Origin of the sequence: Dactylosporangium darangshiense, assembly GCF_039537565.1 — a bacterium.
Lineage (GTDB): Bacteria > Actinomycetota > Actinomycetes > Mycobacteriales > Micromonosporaceae > Dactylosporangium > Dactylosporangium darangshiense.
Map to the genome: position 1 here is coordinate 20187 of NZ_BAABAT010000076.1, position 15605 is coordinate 35791.

A 15605-nucleotide genomic window follows, 5' to 3' on the forward strand; every position below is an offset into this window, starting at 1 on the left:
CCGCTGATCGTTCGTTCAATCGATAGTCCTCGTGTGAGAATCAGTGATTTTCCTCATGTCCTCCAGTTCGGGACTCGAAGGCAAACCTGGCTATTCTCTTAGGTCAGGACGTGTTGTCGGAGGCGGATCTCCGCGCCATCGTGGCTCGACAAAGGCCCTTCGCGTCGCGTGGAAGGCGGTTTCGCGAAAGGTGATGTTGGCTTTCGACCCATCCAATAGGATTGCCATGTCACAAGTCATATTGCGCGGGCGTTCAGAGGCAATGTCCTCCATCATCGCCTCCCTACGGCATGCCATCAAGAATGGCCAGAGCAGCATTGTTCTGGTGACCGGCGAGGCCGGTATCGGCAAGAGTGCGTTGCTGGATGCGGTCAGTTCGCAGTCGCTCGGCATGAAGTTCGCGGTCGGCACCAGCAAGGCCGATCAGATCAACCAGATCACGCCCGGCGCGGCGCTGCTGCTGGCGGTGCGATCCGGGGTTAGACCGCTCGTCGATGCCGATGCGTTCGCCAAACTCGAGCGGCTGTCGGGGCAGCCCCTCTTGCTGGTCGACGAAATGGGCACGCAGCTCGAACGGATCACGGCGAGCACACCGGCCCTGATCGCCGTCGACGACGTTCACTGGGCCGACAAGCTGACCGTCTTCGCACTACGCACCCTGTCGGCCCGTCTCGCCGGCTCTCCCATCGTGTGGATGCTCACCAGCCGTGACGGCAATACCGGCCTGATCGCGGATCTCAGGATAGACCGGGTTCCGGCGGTGTCGGTGCGCAGCATTCACCTCGGACCCCTCGCCCCCGAACATGTGCTGGGCATCGCTGCGGACCGCCTGGGTGGCGTGCCGAGCAACGCGATCCGCCGAATGCTGGCCGGCGTCGACGGCAACCCGTTCATGGCTGTGCAGATCGTGCACGGGCTGTCAGTGGCGCGCGCCATGGGGGAGCCCGACGATCAGGTGCCGACAGAGTTCATCGCCGGTGTCAGATCACGGTTGACCGCCCTGCCCAGCGGCGAGACCGAGCTGGTGCGAACAGCGGTGGTGCTCGGACGACCCTTCGGGTTCGACGAGGCAGTCGGCCTCCTGCCCGGCCACTCGAGCGCATCGGTGGCAGCGCGGATCAGGGACGCAGTACGGTCGGGGCTGCTCACATACCGGGGACATCGCATCGCCGTCAGACACGATCTCGTCCGCGAGACCATCTACGCCGATCTCAGCGACGCGGTGCGGCGCGCCCTGCACCGGCGGTGTGCCGAATACCTGATGTCGGCCGGCCACAGCGCCTTGACGGTCGCTCCGCACGCCAGCGCCGGCGCCACGTTCGGCGACGAGGAGAGCGCAGCACTGCTCAGCCGGGCCGCGGCCGAGGCGGTCACCGCCCTGCCCGACACCGCTGCTGAACTCGCCCTGAAGGCGTTCGAGTTACTGCGACCCGGCCAGCCGGCGTGGCTTGCGACCGGCGAGCACAGCATCGAGGTGCTGTCGAGAGTGCAGCGGTGCGCCGACACCGTGGCGGTCGCCGACAAGCTACTGGTCCGCGTCGATGACGTCGAGACCGTGGCCCGGATTCAGGTCGTCGCCGCCCGGGCGCAATGGCTGATGGGTAGGCTCGCCGAATCCGTCTCCCGTGTCGAAGAGACGTTGCTGCGACCCGGAATCTCCGCCGAGCTGCAGGCACGGCTCAGGTCGTCGCGCGCACTCGCCCTCACCAGCATGAAGCCCGCCGAGGTGGCACGCAAGACGGCCGAACCCGCGCTGGCCGAGGCCCGGCTCGTCGGCGACACCGAGGCGATCGTGGTAGCGCTGCAGGCCGTCGGTGAGGTGGCCAAGAACTCCGGGCACCACGCCGAGTCGCTGGCGCTCTTTCGTGAACTACGGACCGTGGCAGGCGCCACCTATCTTGCGCAAGAGATCATGGCGCTGCAGTTGCTCGACCGTCATGACGACGCCGAGATGATGCTGACCGCGGCACGGTCCGACGCATCCAACGAGGTCGAGGCGATTCTGCCGTCGTTGCTGTACGCGCAGATGTGGCAGGATTTCAGCCTGGGCCGCACGGACGAGGCGGAGTCTGGCGCGCGCACCCTCATCACACTGAGCCGGGAACTCGGCAACCACGTACACGAGTTGGAAGCCACGACGATCCTCACCGCGCTCGCGCTGCTACGGGGCGACATCGGCGGGGCCCAGGAGCTGCTCGCCCAGGTTGAGTCACACACCGGAGCCGACGACTACGTGCGGATGCGCGGCCAAGAGTTGGTACACGGCTGGCGTGCCTGGTTGAGCGGGGACCTCGAGGAAGCGGCGGCTACCTTGGCCCCCGTGCTGTACGCGGCTCGCGAATGCCGGAGCCACTGGCCCTGGCGGCCAGGATGGCTGCGGATGTTCGTACAACTCGGCATGGCTCTGAACGACACACGATTGGCCGAGGAGGCGGCCGCGATCGCCGAGGACGGCGCGGCACGCAACCCGGGCGTTCCCTCGTTCGAGGGCGTGGCTCTGCAGCTGCGTGGACTGGTTACTGCAGACCTGGACCTGCTCGGGCGCGCTTCGGAGGTACTGCGCTCCACTCCTCGTCCGATCGTCCAGGCGAGCGTTGCGGAGGACTACGGTCTGGCACTCCTTCGAGCCGGTCAGAAACCCGAGGGTCTGATTCAGCTCGATCGCGCCTGGGACATCTACCACCAGGTGGGCGCCTGGGCCGCGATGGCTTCGGTAGAGCAGGCGATGTCGCGCACCGGTGTGCGGTACCCGAAATGGGGTGCGCGCACGGTGAGGCCCTCCACAGGTTGGGCGGCTCTCACTGAAGCCGAGATGAAGGTCGCCCGGCTGATCGGCGCGGGTCACACGAACAGGTCGGCGGCCGGTGAGCTTGGCGTCTCACCGAACACGGTCGGCACGCACATGCGCTCGATCTTTGCGAAGGTCGGCGTCCGGTCCCGGGTCCAGCTGACGAACGCGTTGCATCGCCACGACGAGGAGAACGCCTGACAGTATCTGCGCCCCTTACTCCGAACTGGTGTTCATCGGGCGGTCCGTGCTGGTCGGCACCGGCGGCGCCCCGGGGTCGACCCAGTCGGGTGGCGTCGTCAACGGGCGTTGGGGTGCATTGATTTGGACGGTGGGGGCGGATGAATCGGTCGTGTCACGCCACGGATTGTGCTCGACCTCAGCGGGGGTAGCAGATGGTCGCGCGGGGGGCCGAGTGGATCGCGGTCGCGGGCCACTGCGACCCATGGGTTGTCCTCAGCGCTGAAGGCGCGGTGCGGCTGACTGGCCGGTGGCCGGTCGGCCGGCTGGTCGTCGTTGCTCCGGCGTGCGTCCTGCCAGACCTCGTGGCCCTCGATGTCGGCGGGCGGGCCGGCCCAACGTCGCGGGGGTCGGTCGTCGCAGCTGTCGCTGAGCCGTGCCGCAGTCGGTTTCGGGCGGGCCAATCGGTCGAGGCGCCGGTCGAGTGCGTGTTGGAGGTGATCGGCCGGGGACATGGACAGCTTGTTGCGGGGGTTCGTCGCGCAGTGCCGCACCGCCCAGGCGCCATTGAAGCCGACGTTGGCCGCGCCGGAGACCCAGTCGCCGGCGAGCTTGAACACAGCATCCTGCGCGGCGCCCTCGGCCATGCCGGCCACCGCGCCGTACCCGGCATTCCAGACGAGATTCGTGACGGCCTTGCCCATGACCGGCAAGGTACGGTCGTTGCCGGGCAGCTTGCCCAGGCCCGCCGCGAGTGGCTTACCGAAACCCTTGTTCGCCAGCAGACCGCCGCCGGCGCGCAGGACGCCGCCGACGAAGCCCGCACCGACCCCGACCGCGCCGCCGACCGCCCCGTTGATCGCGGCCGTGCGCAGCTGCCCGCCGTCCAATGACCGACGGCGCCGCTGGGCCAACTCGATGACCTGGGCCAGCAAGGTGAAGCCCACCTGCGCCAAGACCGACTCGGCGACCCGGACTGTGGCAGCAATGATCGCGCGACGCAGGACCAGTAGGAGAGCCGCCCGGGCTGCCGCGATCTCGGCTGCGGCCTTCTGCGCTCCACCGAGGAACAACAGCACGGTCAGATCGACCATCAGCTGGGCCCAGACCACCACGAGGCAGCCGATAATCATAATCCGGAGCGTCTCAATTTCGTTGGCCAACGTTTCCAGGCTGTCCGCGGCCGAGTCACAACACTGGGCAAGGGCCGGCAGAACGGCGTACCGATCATCCGCTGGGCGGTCAGCAACTGGGCGCTGCGGGATCGGGTGGCTTCGGCGGCCTGACGCCAGGCCGCCGCTTCAGCGCGCAGGGCCCCCTCGTCACCGATCGGCCATTTGTTACCGACCAGGATCATCAACAGGGTTTGCAGCTGTCGCGGCACATGATGCGCGTCAGTCACGCCCTGCATGCCGCCAGGATGGCTGTTCCGCGCCCCGCTGGACTGCCTCGACCGCACAATCCTCAACGTCGCCGAAGGTGACAAGGGCCCGGTTCAGCATGTCGGCCAGGTCCTGCACTACCTCCGGTAAGATCTGTATGGTCTGCACCAGGGCTTGCCGCGGCTGCGCGAACACCGATCCGAACGCTTGCCCCAGACCAGCGTCGTCGCCCCACGGGGTGGCTCCGCAATGCTGTACAGCACTGTCCACCTGACTGACCGTGCCGTGCGCGGCAGCGGCAGTAAGGATCGTGATGGCCTTGGCCACCGCGTCGCTATCCACCAGCAAGACATTGGCCAGCGACGGCAAGCGTGCCGTGATATCAGGTATCGACGAGTCGAAACCCGGCGCCGTAGCCGGGGCGTTGCGGTACCCGCCCGCTGGATCGGGTATGTTCAGCCCGGCCGGGGGAGCATCCGAAGGCGAAGCGGGCATTTGTGCATACTCCCGAACCTAGGTGACGACCGCTACGGGCCGCACATCCAGGACACCACGGCTGTTGATCTGCGGCAATCAGCCTTGACAAGATCTCTACGCGAGACCGCCGTTGTCTTGGTCACGCATCGGCAGCAGCCGCAGTACCGCGCGCGTATCGGTGACGCCGAGATGCGCCACCCGACGGTGACGAGGGCGGGCGTCATCGGCGTGGAACACGGCGTCCGGCTGGTCGTCGGTCAGCTGTACTGCGCGTGGCTGCGGCCGCCGGCCGAGTTGTCATCACGAGGGACCGGTGACCGTTTCCGTATGCGCGGCCCTGCTGTTGGCGGATCTCCGTGGCACTGTTGAGGTAGGTCCGAGATAGGAAGCGTCGATGATGTTGGACGCGTACGGCCGAAATGACCACCCGATGAGCGACAGCGCGCAGCGCGTCATCCAACCGGTCGGCAGAGCGGTCTCCGCGCCGGAAACCGGCGGGGACGCGATCGACGAGCCCGAGCGTTCGCGCCACGTCACGGGAATCTCGCTGGAGCGAACCTTCGAGCAGCTGGACCAGCTGGTCGAAGGGAAAGCGGCGTTGCGGCATGTCGCCATCCTCGTGGCACGCGGTGTCCCCCAGGCCGAGATCTTCGAAGCGGTTGCCACAGAGCTGGGGCGACTCATCGGCGCCGACGGCACGATCATCGCCCGAAACGAGGCCGATGGCACGGCGACCGTGGTCGGAGCCTGGGCCCAACCCACTCGAAAACTCCAGCCCGGCGCACACCTGCCGATGAAGAATTGCAGCGACTCGGAGGTGGTGTCGCTCGTGTCGCGCACCGGCCGGGCCGCACGGATAGACAGCTGCGCACAAGCTCCCAGCCGGCTGGCCGACCACATGCGCGCACAAGGCATTCGCTCGGTGGTCGGTGCTCCTATTTTTGTCCAAGGCAACGTCTGGGGAGCCGCAACAGCCAACACGACGCGGGAGGAGCCGCTGACCGCCGACGCCGAGGCGCGGCTGGTGGACTACACCGAACTGATCACCGTTGCCGTCGCCAACGCCCAGGCCCGGGCCGATCTGGTGGCCTCCCGGGCCCGGGTCATGCTAGCCGCCGACCAGACCCGACGGCAGATCGAGCGTGACCTGCACGACGGCATCCAGCAACGGCTCGTCGGGCTGACGCTACAGATCCGCGACGCTCAGGCCAGGGTACCGAACGAACTGCCCGAACTGCGAGCGCAGCTGTCCGTCACCGCCGACGGAATGGCCAGCGCCATGGAGGACCTTCGCGAGATCTCCCGCGGCATCCACCCGGCGATCCTGTCCGAAGGCGGCCTGCGGCCCGCTCTGAAAGCCCTGGCCCGTCGTTCCGCTATCGCGGTGGAGCTCGATGTGGACCTTGACCGTCGGCTGCCTCCAGCCGTTGAGGTTGGGGCGTATTACGTCGTGGCAGAGACGCTGACAAACGCCGTCAAACACGCACACGCCTCACTCGTGCGCATTGACGCAAGAATCCGGGATGGCCGGCTGCAATTGTCGATCTGTGACGACGGTATCGGCGGCGCCGATCCCGCGCGCGGCTCCGGCCTTTCCGGCCTTACCGACCGGGTCGAGGCGCTGGGCGGAACGATCTTGGTGGACAGCCCCGCCCGCCAGGGCACCACGCTGCGCGTCGAGCTGCCCACTGACGCTGACAGGACCGCCACACCCGACCCCGACGGATAGGGAATACCGCGGATACCCCGTGGGTACCGCTTTGGGGTCGAACGAGCGCCGCGTTCGTCGGCTGGCGTTGCCCGCGAACGGCCTTGCTTCAACGGCAAAGCGACCACACTGTACACGCGGATCGCGCCGCGAGCGGTGGACGCGTGCGGGCCAAACTCGGCCGTACCGCGAACCCGGAACACCCCAACGAAGTCCGCGTCGAACGCCCCTCGGATGCCTTGCGGGTCAAGGAGGCCTCCGACCATACATTCACCACGCTGCTACTCGGCCTCGGCCTCGGCGCCGTCGCCCTGCTCGTCGGCGGCGTCGGCGTCGCGAACACCGTGGTGATCTCAGTGCTCGAACGCTGCGGCGAGATCGGCTGGCGCCGGGCCCTCGGCGCCACCGAGGGCCAGATCCGCGTGCAGTTCCTCACCGGGGGCTCCTACTGTCGGTGCTGGGCGGGGCCGGCGGCGTCCTGCTCGGCGTCTCGGTCACCACCGGCTACGCGCTGACCCAGGTTGGCCCGTCTCCGTCCCCGGCCGCGCCCAGGCCGCCGCCGTCCTCGCCACCATCCGCATCGGCGTCACAGCCGGCCTCTACCCGGCCCTGCGTGCGGCCCGCCTCGCACCGCCGCAGGCACTCGCCACCGTTATCTTGTAAAAGGGTTGCGTCCTCGGCGTTCGCCGATCCGGGCCTTCGTGGTGCTCAGCCAGCCGGTGTGGCCGGCGCAGTGGGCGGCCTCGACGGCGGCCCACCGCACCAGGGTCGAGCCCTTGCTTGGTGATTCGTCCACGGTGGATCGCGGTGTCGGACTCGCGGTGCCGTGGCGTGAGCCCGGTCCACGGGGCCAGCTGCGCCGGGGCGGCGGGCCGGTCGACCTCGCCGATCTCGGCGACGAAGATGGCCGCCAGGACCAGGCCGACACAGGGGATCGCCTGGATCGCGGTGAACCCGCGGTGTCCGACCAAGCGGGGGCGCACTGGTTTGGTACGCGCGTCGATCTCGAAAGTCGACGGCTTCCGCACCACCACCGTACGACGGTCGGCAGATCCATCCCAACGATCTGCCGACCGTCGTACGGCTGCGTCCGCAGGGGCCTCCTTCGTCGTGCGACGTGAGCGCTCCGAGCATCCCGCTGGGAGCCACGAGGAGCGAGGCCCCGGCCCCGCTCGTTCATGCCATCAAAGGGCGGACGCTTCGTCGAGTCCCCTGACGAAGATCAGTCGCCGTTTGACCGCTGTTTGGCGGATGGCCAGCGCCGGGGCGTAGTCCTCGGACTGATACCAGGCGTGCAGTGCTTCCATGGAAGGGAACTCGACCACGATGACCTTCTGTGGCGGGACGTGTTCCGCCGGCCAGTCAGCCTCGGCGACTTCGGCGTCGGCTCCACGGACGAGGTAGCGGCCGCCGAACTTGGCGATGGCAGGCGCGGCGATCTGGCGATACCGCTCCCACTGTTCAGGCTCGAGGATTTCGACTTGCGAGATCACGTACGCGGTCATGTCTTGCTCTCCTGGTCGATTGCGGCTAGTCGAACATTGCGGATCGCCTGGCGGATGCGGTGCAGGGGTTAAGGCGCCACTGCAGCAACGTGTGTGTCCAGCGTCTCGGCGGCGGCCCTCGCTGTCGCGGTCTTCGTGGTGAACACGACGAAGACAATCAAGGCCAGTAGCGCGAGCCCTGCCCCGGTAACCATGGCGTTCGGGATGCCGGCGGCGTCGACGATCCGGCCGCCCAACAGCGCGCCCAGCGCAATGGAGATCTGGAAGGTGGAAATGTACAGCGCGGAGCCGCCCTCCGGCCGGGCGTCGTCCGCGGTGAACACCCACGTCTGCAGAGCGATCGGCACCGCCCCGTAGGCCAGGCCCCAGACTGCCAGCACCGCTGCCGCGGCCCAGCCCCACATCCCGACCATCGGCATCAGTGCCGCGCATGCGCCCAGCACCACGATCACGGCGACGATCGCCGTCCGCAGCCGCGCCCGCAGCGCCGCACCGATCGCGAAGTTCCCGATGATGCCTGCGCCGCCGAACACCAGCAGCAGCACGCTGATCGCCCGCGACCCCAGCCCGGCCTGCTGCTCGAGGAACGGGCTGATGAACGTGTACGCGACGAAGTGCCCGACAACCAGGCCCAGCGTCGTGATCAGGCCGGTACGGCCGTTGCGGCCGCGCAGCACCGACGACAACTGCCGCAGCGTCACCGGCTCCTCCACCGGCAACGCCGGCAACAGCACCGTCAGCGCTGCCAACGTCACGAAACCCAGTAGCGCAGTCACCGCGAACGCGACACGCCACCCGAACAGACCACCGACGAGTGCGCCCGCCGGGACGCCGAGCACCGCTGCGATCGACACACCGGAGAAGATGACCGCTGTCGCCCGCCCAGCGGAGCCAGGCGCCACCAGGCGGTTGCCGATGCTCGCCCCGATCGCCCAGAACCCGCCGATACCCAGCCCGAGCAAGAACCGCGCCGCGAGCATCGTCCCGAAGTTCGGGGCGAGGGCACCGAGCGCGTCACTGGCGGTGAACAGCGCCGCCATCACCAGCATGACGATGCGCCGGTCCAGCCGGCCGGCGGCGACCGTCAGCAGCGGCGCGCTGACCGCCGCGACCGCTCCGGGCATCGTCATCATTGTCCCGGCGGTGCCCTCGGACACACGCAGGTCCGCCCGGATCGCGCTCAACAGCCCCACCGGCAGGAATTCGTTCGTCACCAGCGTGAACGTGCCCAGCCCGACCACGACGACGGCCAACCAACCTCGCCTCGTCCCGCCGTTCTCGACACCGGATGTTGCCTCGATCATGAATGACTCACCTCGCTAGACAGATCTGTCCAAGTGGCGACCTTATACAGATCTGTCCAGGAGCGACAACCAGCAACCCGTGGTCCTGCCGCCCCGACCCTTCCGCGGCCGAACCGGCACAGCCTGACCGTCCGGCCCGGTGGCGCCAGCGCCACCGGCGTCACACCAACCACATCACTCGTTCACGCGATAGGACGGCGGCGGCGCGACGTGGTCTGCTCGGCAGGGGAAGGGGCAGGGGTCCAGACCGGTCCCCTGCATCCATGTGGGCCTGCCGGCAATCTTCGCTGCTCAGCGGCCGCGACGACGCCGGCGGACGCGGGATCATCTCCGGCCGGCCATCAGCCACGCCGGAGGAATCCGTTCTATCACGGGTGGCGGCGGGTGTGGTCAGTCACCAAATGACCGACCACACCCGCTGAACCATGGATCTTGGAGCGATGATGGCACCTTTGGACTTTGCGACGTTCGTCTCACCACTGAAGCCGGTTGTGTCCGACGATTTGGCGCCTGGCGCGACACAGCGCATGTGGTCGCCCACAACGTCCACACTCATCTACGGGGAACGCGACGCAGTGCTGGTGGATCCGCTGTTGACCGCGGACGAGGCGCGCAACCTCGTCGACTGGGTCGTCGCGGCCGACAGGACCGTGACCACGGTCTTCGTCACCCACGGTCACGGTGATCACTTCTTCGGCGCAGCCGTCGTGCTCGATCGATTCCCAGAAGCCAAGTTCGTGGCGACCGCCGGAGTGGTTGAACGAATGCGCCAACAGTTGAGCCCTGAGGTACTCGACGGTTTCTGGCGTCCAAGATTTCCCGGCCGCCTGCCGGAACGCCTGCTGGTCGCAGAGCCGCTTGAGAGTCACTCCTTGGAATTGGAGGGTCACGACCTCGTCGCCGTAGAGCTTGGCCACTCCGACACGGACGACACGACCGCGTTGCACGTGCCGGCCATAGGGCTGGTAGTCGCCGGCGATGCCGTCTACAACGACGTGCACCTGTACCTGGTCGAATCGGGCAACGGTGGTCGCCGCGCCTGGTTGACCGCCCTGGAGACCATCGAGTCGTTACGACCGAGGACAGTGATCGCCGGACACAAACGTGCAGGGACTGACGACGGCCCACACACCATAGAAGAGACCCGTCGCTACATCATCGATTTCGATGCGGCCGCGGACAAGGCGGGCACAGCGGTCGAGTTGTACGAAATGATGCTCGCCCAACACCCCGACCGAGTGAACAGTGGTGTCCTGTGGAACTCGGCCCGAGCGGTCAAGGGATAACAAAGCGTACGGAAACGAGATCGCCGCGCTGTACGATCGGAAGAAATATGACGGACGAACTTCAGAAACTGGTCCTCGACGCTCACGGCGGCTTGAAGCGCTGGTCGGAAGTCAACACACTCGTCGCAGACCTTTCTGTTGACGGTCCTTTCTGGCAACTCAGAGGCTTCCCGCACGCCTTCCTGGAGGAACACATCGAGGTAGCCGTCCACCGCCAGCACATCGCCGTCAATCCGTGGGTCTCGCCGGACACGACGATGATTTTCGATGCGGACACCCAACAAGTCTCATTGACGACCACGGGTAACCGGGTCGTCGACAGCCTGACCGCTCCCCGGCTCACATTCGCCGACTATGACATATCCTCGCCGTGGGAATCGTTGCAGGTCGGATACTTCCTCGGCTACGCAATGTGGAACTATCTGACCACACCATTCCTGTTCACCTTCCCCGGCGTCCGGACCCGTGAGATCCAGCCCTGGGAAGAGAGCGGACAGACATGGCGGCGATTGCACGTAACCTTCCCTGAGAACATTGCCACCCACACCGCTCAGCAGGTCTTCTACTACGACAGCGCAAGTATGCTTCGCCGCCTCGACTACACCGTCGACGTCAACGCCGACGTCCCCGTCGCCCACTACGTGGATGACTACAAGACCTTCGACGGCCTAGTCTTTCCGACGCGCCGTCGTGTTCACCGCCGCAAACCCGACGGAACGGCGAACCTCGATCTGGCCTCCATCACCATCGACATCCACAACGTCACGTCGTCGTCAACGTCATCAACGGCCAGCTAGGACCTACCGTTTCCTCTCATGATGCTGTGGTAAGCATGTGATCGGACGTCCCGCCTAGCGGTGGGACGGTTCCGGTCTGACAGTGAGGATGTAGGGGCGGGTCACCCGGACGGTCTGACCGACGTTGCTGTCCTTCGCAGGATTCGTCGACCGGTCCGGGTGCCCGCTTCTGCAGCGCGAGGAACTTCGTGCACCGCCCGTGAACGCGGAACCGACCTCGGTCGCCACCCGGTTGACGGCCAGGTTCTTCTCGGCGGCCCATGCGGTCGAGAGGCTCTGCGGTGCCGTAGCCGACCTTGCCGGTGAGGTGGACGGCGTCGACAAGCGTCGTGCGGGTCACCGGAGCGGTCTTCGGTGGAGCCGTCGCCGGGGCCGCAGCGCCGTGGTCGCTGCGATCCCCATAGCCGAGAGTGGCCAGCATGGCCACGGCGACGGTAACCGCGCCGGCGGCGACGCCGATGACAGCGCGGCGGCTCACTTCGTCGGCACCGGGCTGTTCGTGGCATCGCAGGCGCGGGCGGCCGCATCGTAGAGCTGCCGGGCGGCGTCGTCGCCGACCGGGACACCGACGGCCTGCTGGACGCCGTCGCCGCTCGGGTCGGGGTAGTCGACGCCGTGCGCACGCATGCATTGGGCGTATTGCACCATTTGTTCAAGCTCGGCGGCGGTCAACTTGCGCGGTTCGCCGCCGTTGGGCAGGAATTTCCGGCAGGTGTCGAACGCGCCGTCATCGGCGTTCAGCGGCGCCGCTACGTTGCCGGCATCGGTGCCCGGCCCGGCGCCGGTCACCACGCCGCCGTCGCCGGAGTCGGGCATGTCGACGCTGTCGCCGGCGCCGGTCACCACGCCGCCGTCGCCGGAGTCGGGCATGTCGACGGCGTGGTCGCGCATGCACTGCGCAAACTGCAACGCCTGGTCCTGGTCGCTGCCGGCAGAGGGCGACGGGCCGGCGCCAGGCTGGCCGGAGCCGTTGCAGCCGGAGACGCCGAGCAGCGTGAGCGCCGACACAGCCAGTACCAACGTAATGGTCTTGAACTTCGACATGTCGCCATGGTCCGGGTCCGCACGGGGTATCACCGTGTCGCGCAACCACACACGGATGCCACATGCCGCGGCAACAATGGGGAGATGCTCTCAAGATTCACCATCCGCACGCGCCTCACGCTGTGGTACACGGCCGTGTTCGCGGCGACCGGCGCGGCGGTGCTGACTCTGATGTACCTGCTGGTCCGCCGGGAGTTCTTCGCGGCCAGCAATGATCTGGTGCAGACCCTCACCGCCGGGGCGAACGAGATGCTCGGCCAGCCGTACGATCCCACTGACGGGGCTATGACGATCCAGCCGGTCGCCGCGGTCGAAATCGCGACGACCGCCAGCCGTACCGATGCGCTGCGCACCATCGTCGTCGAGTCGGGGATCACGTTCGCCGCGCTGGCGGCGGTCTCGCTCGGACTGTGCTGGTTGGTCGCCGGCCGCGCGCTGCGGCCGCTGCGGCAGATCACCGAAACCGCCGCGGTGTTGTCCCAGGACACGTTGGACGCCCGGATCGAGCTGCGGGGGCCGCGGGATGAGATGCGGACCCTCGCCGACACGTTCGACGCGATGCTCGACCGGCTCGGCCAGGCGTTCCAGGCGCAGCAGCTGTTCGTCGCCAACGCCTCCCACGAACTGCGTACGCCGCTGACGATCATCCGCACCGCGGCCGAGATGGCGCTGTCCCGGCCGGCGCGGACTGAGGCCGAGTACCGGGCGGCGTTGGACACCGTCGTCGCCGCAGCCGCACGCAGCGACACCATGCTGACCAGCCTGCTGCGACTCGCGCAGATCCGCCGCGCTGCCGATCCGCGCCCGGCCGACCTGGCCGACCTGGCCGACCTGGTCACGGCGGCTCTGGCGGTCTGGCCGGCTCACGCACCGCCGATGTGGCGGGACTTGGCGACGGCGCCGTGCGTTGCCGACCCGGCGCAGCTGGAGGTGTTGCTGCGAAACCTGCTGGACAACGCCGCCCGCTACAACGTGCCCGACGGCGAAATCTGGATCCACACGGGTACCGACGGCGACAGATCCTGGCTGCGGGTGTCGAACACCGGGCCGGTGATCGACCCGCAGGACGTGCCGTCGCTGCGGCACGCATTCCAGCGCGGCAACAGCCGCACCGGTGACACGGGTGCCGGGCTCGGCCTGGCCATCGTCGACGCGATCGCCGCGGCCAACGGCGGCCACTGCGACATCACGCCCCGCGCCGGTGGAGGGCTGTCGGTCACCGTCGACTTCCCGTCGGCTGCATGATGCTGCGAGTACTGGTCGTCGAGGACGACGTGGTGCTGGCCGGGCTGATCGCAGGTGGGCTAGGCGAGCACGACATGATCGTCGACGTCGTGCACGACGGCGCGGCGGCGTTGAGGCGTGCCGCACAGATTCGCCCGGACGTCGTGGTCCTGGACCGGGACCTGCCGGTCCTGCACGGCGACGAGGTGACCCGGGCGCTCGTCCGGGCTGGCTCGCCGGCCCGGGTCCTGATGCTCACAGCTGCGGCGTCAGTCGACAGCCGCGTCGAAGGGCTGCGGCTCGGCGCCGACGACTATCTCCCCAAACCGTTCGCGTTCGCCGAGCTGATCGCCCGGGTGGCGGCCCTCGGCCGGCGGGAGCCGGCCCGGGTCCCCACCCTGTTGCGCCGTGGCGACCTGCAAGTCGACGTGGACCGGCATGAGGTGTACCGCGGCGGCGAGGTCATTGTGCTGACCCGCAAGGAGTTCGCGCTGCTGGCGCAGTTGATGCGGGCCGATGGCGGGTTGGTCAGCGCGGAACAGTTGCTGGAGCGGGTGTGGGACGAACACGCCGACCCGTTCACCACTGCCGTCCGCACGACGGTGAAAACCCTGCGGCGCAAGCTCGGCCCACCCGACCCGATCATCACCGTCATCGGGCGTGGCTACCGGATGCGCTGACTCGAACCCGTCAGGTCTTCGTTGACGACGACATGGCCGCGCTGCGGCCGACCTGAGCGGTGGCGCCTACCTCCCGCCGAGGTCGAGGTCGGTGATTGTAGGCTGGAGCCGACCCACACCCGTACCCGTGCTCGCGTGGAGCTTGTCGACAAAATCGACGACCGCGAGCGGTCAGCGTGCTGGCGGCCTCGGCGACAACCGCAGGCGGTCCTGCACGCCGTTCGGCGTGGCCTACACATGACCAGGACGACTAAGGCCTGTTTCGTAGACAGTTGTTGGTGTTGAAACAGTCCGGGTGTGCGTCTCGTCGCTCCGGCGCGGTCCCTGTGTGGGTCTCGTCCGGGGTTGTCGGGGGCACCGTTGCGGTAGTTCGCCGAGCACGCCGGCCCCGGCCGTCATGGCCGGGGCTGCGCGGCGGCCGCCGCGCACCTACGCATGTGCGTTGGTGGGGGCGGTGGTGTCCGCTTGACTCGGTCACGGCTCCTTGCAGCCGTTCATTGATGACATCCACGCCGTAGACGGCGAGGGTGGTTCGGGCGGCGGGCCAGTCGATACGGGCCGAGCCCGGCGCACCGGGTTCGGTCAGCACGGTGTGCGCGCCGACGAGGGCGGCCATGAGGTCACGGCCCCCGGCCAGCCCGCAGGTGGTGCAGTGGTGCCGGCGGTGGCGCAGCTGTTTGGGGGTGCGGGTGCCGCAGAGGCAGTGCTGGGTCCAGGCGGTGTGCCGGGTCCCGGCCCGGACCAGGCCGGCTCCGCCGCCGAGCGCGGCGACCTTGCTGGTTTCGTGGCGCAGCGCGGCCACCAACATGCCGGGGGTGAAGGCGTGCAGGCCGCGGCCCCACCGCGCCACCCATGCGCGCAGGTCCGCGGCTTCGATAACCAGCTCCGCGCCGTGGGTGGCGACGATGGTCGCGGCGACGGTCTGGGCGCGGGTCCGGCCGGCCCGGGTCCGGGCCGCGCCGTCGGCGGCCGTCTGGGCGCGCAGCCGCCGGTAGCCGGCGGACAGCTGGTCGCGGCGGTAGGCCTGCACCGGCACACCCGCCGCGGTGGCGATGCGCGGGCCGGTCGGTGTGGTCACGGTGACCGGCGGCAGGCCTGCTGCACGGCGGCGGTCGGCCCTGTGCTGTTGCCGGGCCGAGAGCTGGTACTGGTGTGGGTTGGCGGCCCGCCGGGAACGCTGCAACGCCCGGTTCCGCCGCCGCTGCCGCAACCGCTCGGCGGCCAGCCGAT

The 15605-nt window shown here is 68.2% G+C and carries 15 protein-coding genes; 7 read left to right on the forward strand and 8 right to left on the reverse strand.

Translation table 11 applies throughout. The features are described from left to right. Nucleotides 1-226: 226 nt before the first annotated feature. Nucleotides 227-2989 carry a helix-turn-helix transcriptional regulator gene (locus tag ABD901_RS54840; RefSeq protein WP_345143441.1) on the forward strand — a complete coding sequence of 921 codons (2763 nt, stop codon included), beginning with the start codon at nt 227-229 and terminating at the stop codon, nt 2987-2989. Nucleotides 2990-3087: 98 nt separating this feature from the next. Here the strand turns inward: ABD901_RS54840 and ABD901_RS54845 are convergent, their stop codons facing one another. Genes ABD901_RS54845 through ABD901_RS54855 form a run of 3 tightly spaced genes read right to left on the reverse strand, consistent with a single transcriptional unit; the run spans nt 3088 to nt 4719 of the window. Further along, nucleotides 3088-4131 (reverse strand): hypothetical protein, encoded by a 1044-nt coding sequence (locus tag ABD901_RS54845; RefSeq protein ID WP_345143444.1) that lies wholly within the window; start codon nt 4129-4131, stop codon nt 3088-3090. Then, complete coding sequence (locus ABD901_RS54850) at nt 4098-4379, reverse strand: hypothetical protein (RefSeq protein WP_345143446.1); 282 nt, start codon at nt 4377-4379, stop codon at nt 4098-4100. Before ABD901_RS54850 ends, ABD901_RS54845 begins: the two co-directional genes overlap by 34 nt. Then, nucleotides 4363-4719 (reverse strand): hypothetical protein, encoded by a 357-nt coding sequence (locus ABD901_RS54855; RefSeq protein WP_345143449.1) that lies wholly within the window; start codon nt 4717-4719, stop codon nt 4363-4365. Before ABD901_RS54855 ends, ABD901_RS54850 begins: the two co-directional genes overlap by 17 nt. A 502-nt stretch (nt 4720-5221) precedes the next feature. Between ABD901_RS54855 and ABD901_RS54860 the strand changes: the two genes are divergently transcribed. Both ABD901_RS54860 and ABD901_RS59395 read left to right on the forward strand, forming a co-directional pair. After that, nucleotides 5222-6556 carry a GAF domain-containing sensor histidine kinase gene (locus tag ABD901_RS54860; RefSeq protein WP_345143453.1) on the forward strand — a complete coding sequence of 445 codons (1335 nt, stop codon included), beginning with the start codon at nt 5222-5224 and terminating at the stop codon, nt 6554-6556. A 143-nt stretch (nt 6557-6699) separates the two neighbouring features. Further along, entirely contained in the window at nt 6700-7050 is a 351-nt protein-coding gene (locus ABD901_RS59395; protein WP_380138401.1) for an ABC transporter permease, read from the forward strand. 84 nt (nt 7051-7134) lie between these two features. Here ABD901_RS59395 and ABD901_RS59400 read toward each other — a convergent pair whose 3' ends face one another. The 3 genes from ABD901_RS59400 to ABD901_RS54875 form a co-directional block, all read right to left on the reverse strand. After that, nucleotides 7135-7569, reverse strand: coding sequence for a transposase (locus ABD901_RS59400; RefSeq protein ID WP_380138403.1), 435 nt, complete (start codon nt 7567-7569; stop codon nt 7135-7137). A gap of 150 nt (nt 7570-7719) precedes the next feature. Next, nucleotides 7720-8040 (reverse strand): DUF1330 domain-containing protein, encoded by a 321-nt coding sequence (locus ABD901_RS54870; RefSeq protein ID WP_345143456.1) that lies wholly within the window; start codon nt 8038-8040, stop codon nt 7720-7722. A gap of 68 nt (nt 8041-8108) precedes the next feature. Beyond that, the gene (locus ABD901_RS54875; RefSeq protein ID WP_345143459.1) at nt 8109-9344 is read right to left on the reverse strand and encodes an MFS transporter; all 1236 of its coding nucleotides are present in this window, start codon (nt 9342-9344) and stop codon (nt 8109-8111) included. 452 nt (nt 9345-9796) lie between these two features. On the opposite strand from ABD901_RS54875, the gene ABD901_RS54880 reads away from it, so the two are divergent. Together ABD901_RS54880 and ABD901_RS54885 are read left to right on the forward strand one after the other, a co-directional pair. Then, nucleotides 9797-10630 carry an MBL fold metallo-hydrolase gene (locus ABD901_RS54880; protein ID WP_345143461.1) on the forward strand — a complete coding sequence of 278 codons (834 nt, stop codon included), beginning with the start codon at nt 9797-9799 and terminating at the stop codon, nt 10628-10630. A 47-nt stretch (nt 10631-10677) separates the two neighbouring features. Next, nucleotides 10678-11427, forward strand: coding sequence for a hypothetical protein (locus tag ABD901_RS54885; RefSeq protein WP_345143466.1), 750 nt, complete (start codon nt 10678-10680; stop codon nt 11425-11427). A gap of 474 nt (nt 11428-11901) precedes the next feature. On the opposite strand, the gene ABD901_RS54890 is transcribed toward ABD901_RS54885, so the two are convergent. Further along, entirely contained in the window at nt 11902-12471 is a 570-nt protein-coding gene (locus tag ABD901_RS54890; protein ID WP_345143469.1) for a hypothetical protein, read from the reverse strand. 84 nt (nt 12472-12555) lie between these two features. Here ABD901_RS54890 and ABD901_RS54895 point away from each other — a divergent pair, with 84 nt between their 5' ends. Together ABD901_RS54895 and ABD901_RS54900 are read left to right on the forward strand one after the other, a co-directional pair. Beyond that, a complete protein-coding gene (locus ABD901_RS54895; protein ID WP_345143471.1) occupies nt 12556-13716 on the forward strand; it encodes a sensor histidine kinase in 1161 nt (386 codons plus the stop codon). Nucleotides 13717-13718: 2 nt separating this feature from the next. Next, on the forward strand, nt 13719-14375 hold the full coding sequence (locus tag ABD901_RS54900; RefSeq protein ID WP_345143480.1) for a response regulator transcription factor: 657 nt from the start codon (nt 13719-13721) through the stop codon (nt 14373-14375). A 250-nt stretch (nt 14376-14625) separates the two neighbouring features. Here the strand turns inward: ABD901_RS54900 and ABD901_RS54905 are convergent. Beyond that, the coding region (locus ABD901_RS54905; RefSeq protein WP_345143474.1) for a hypothetical protein at nt 14626-15605 on the reverse strand (980 nt) is incomplete at its 5' end.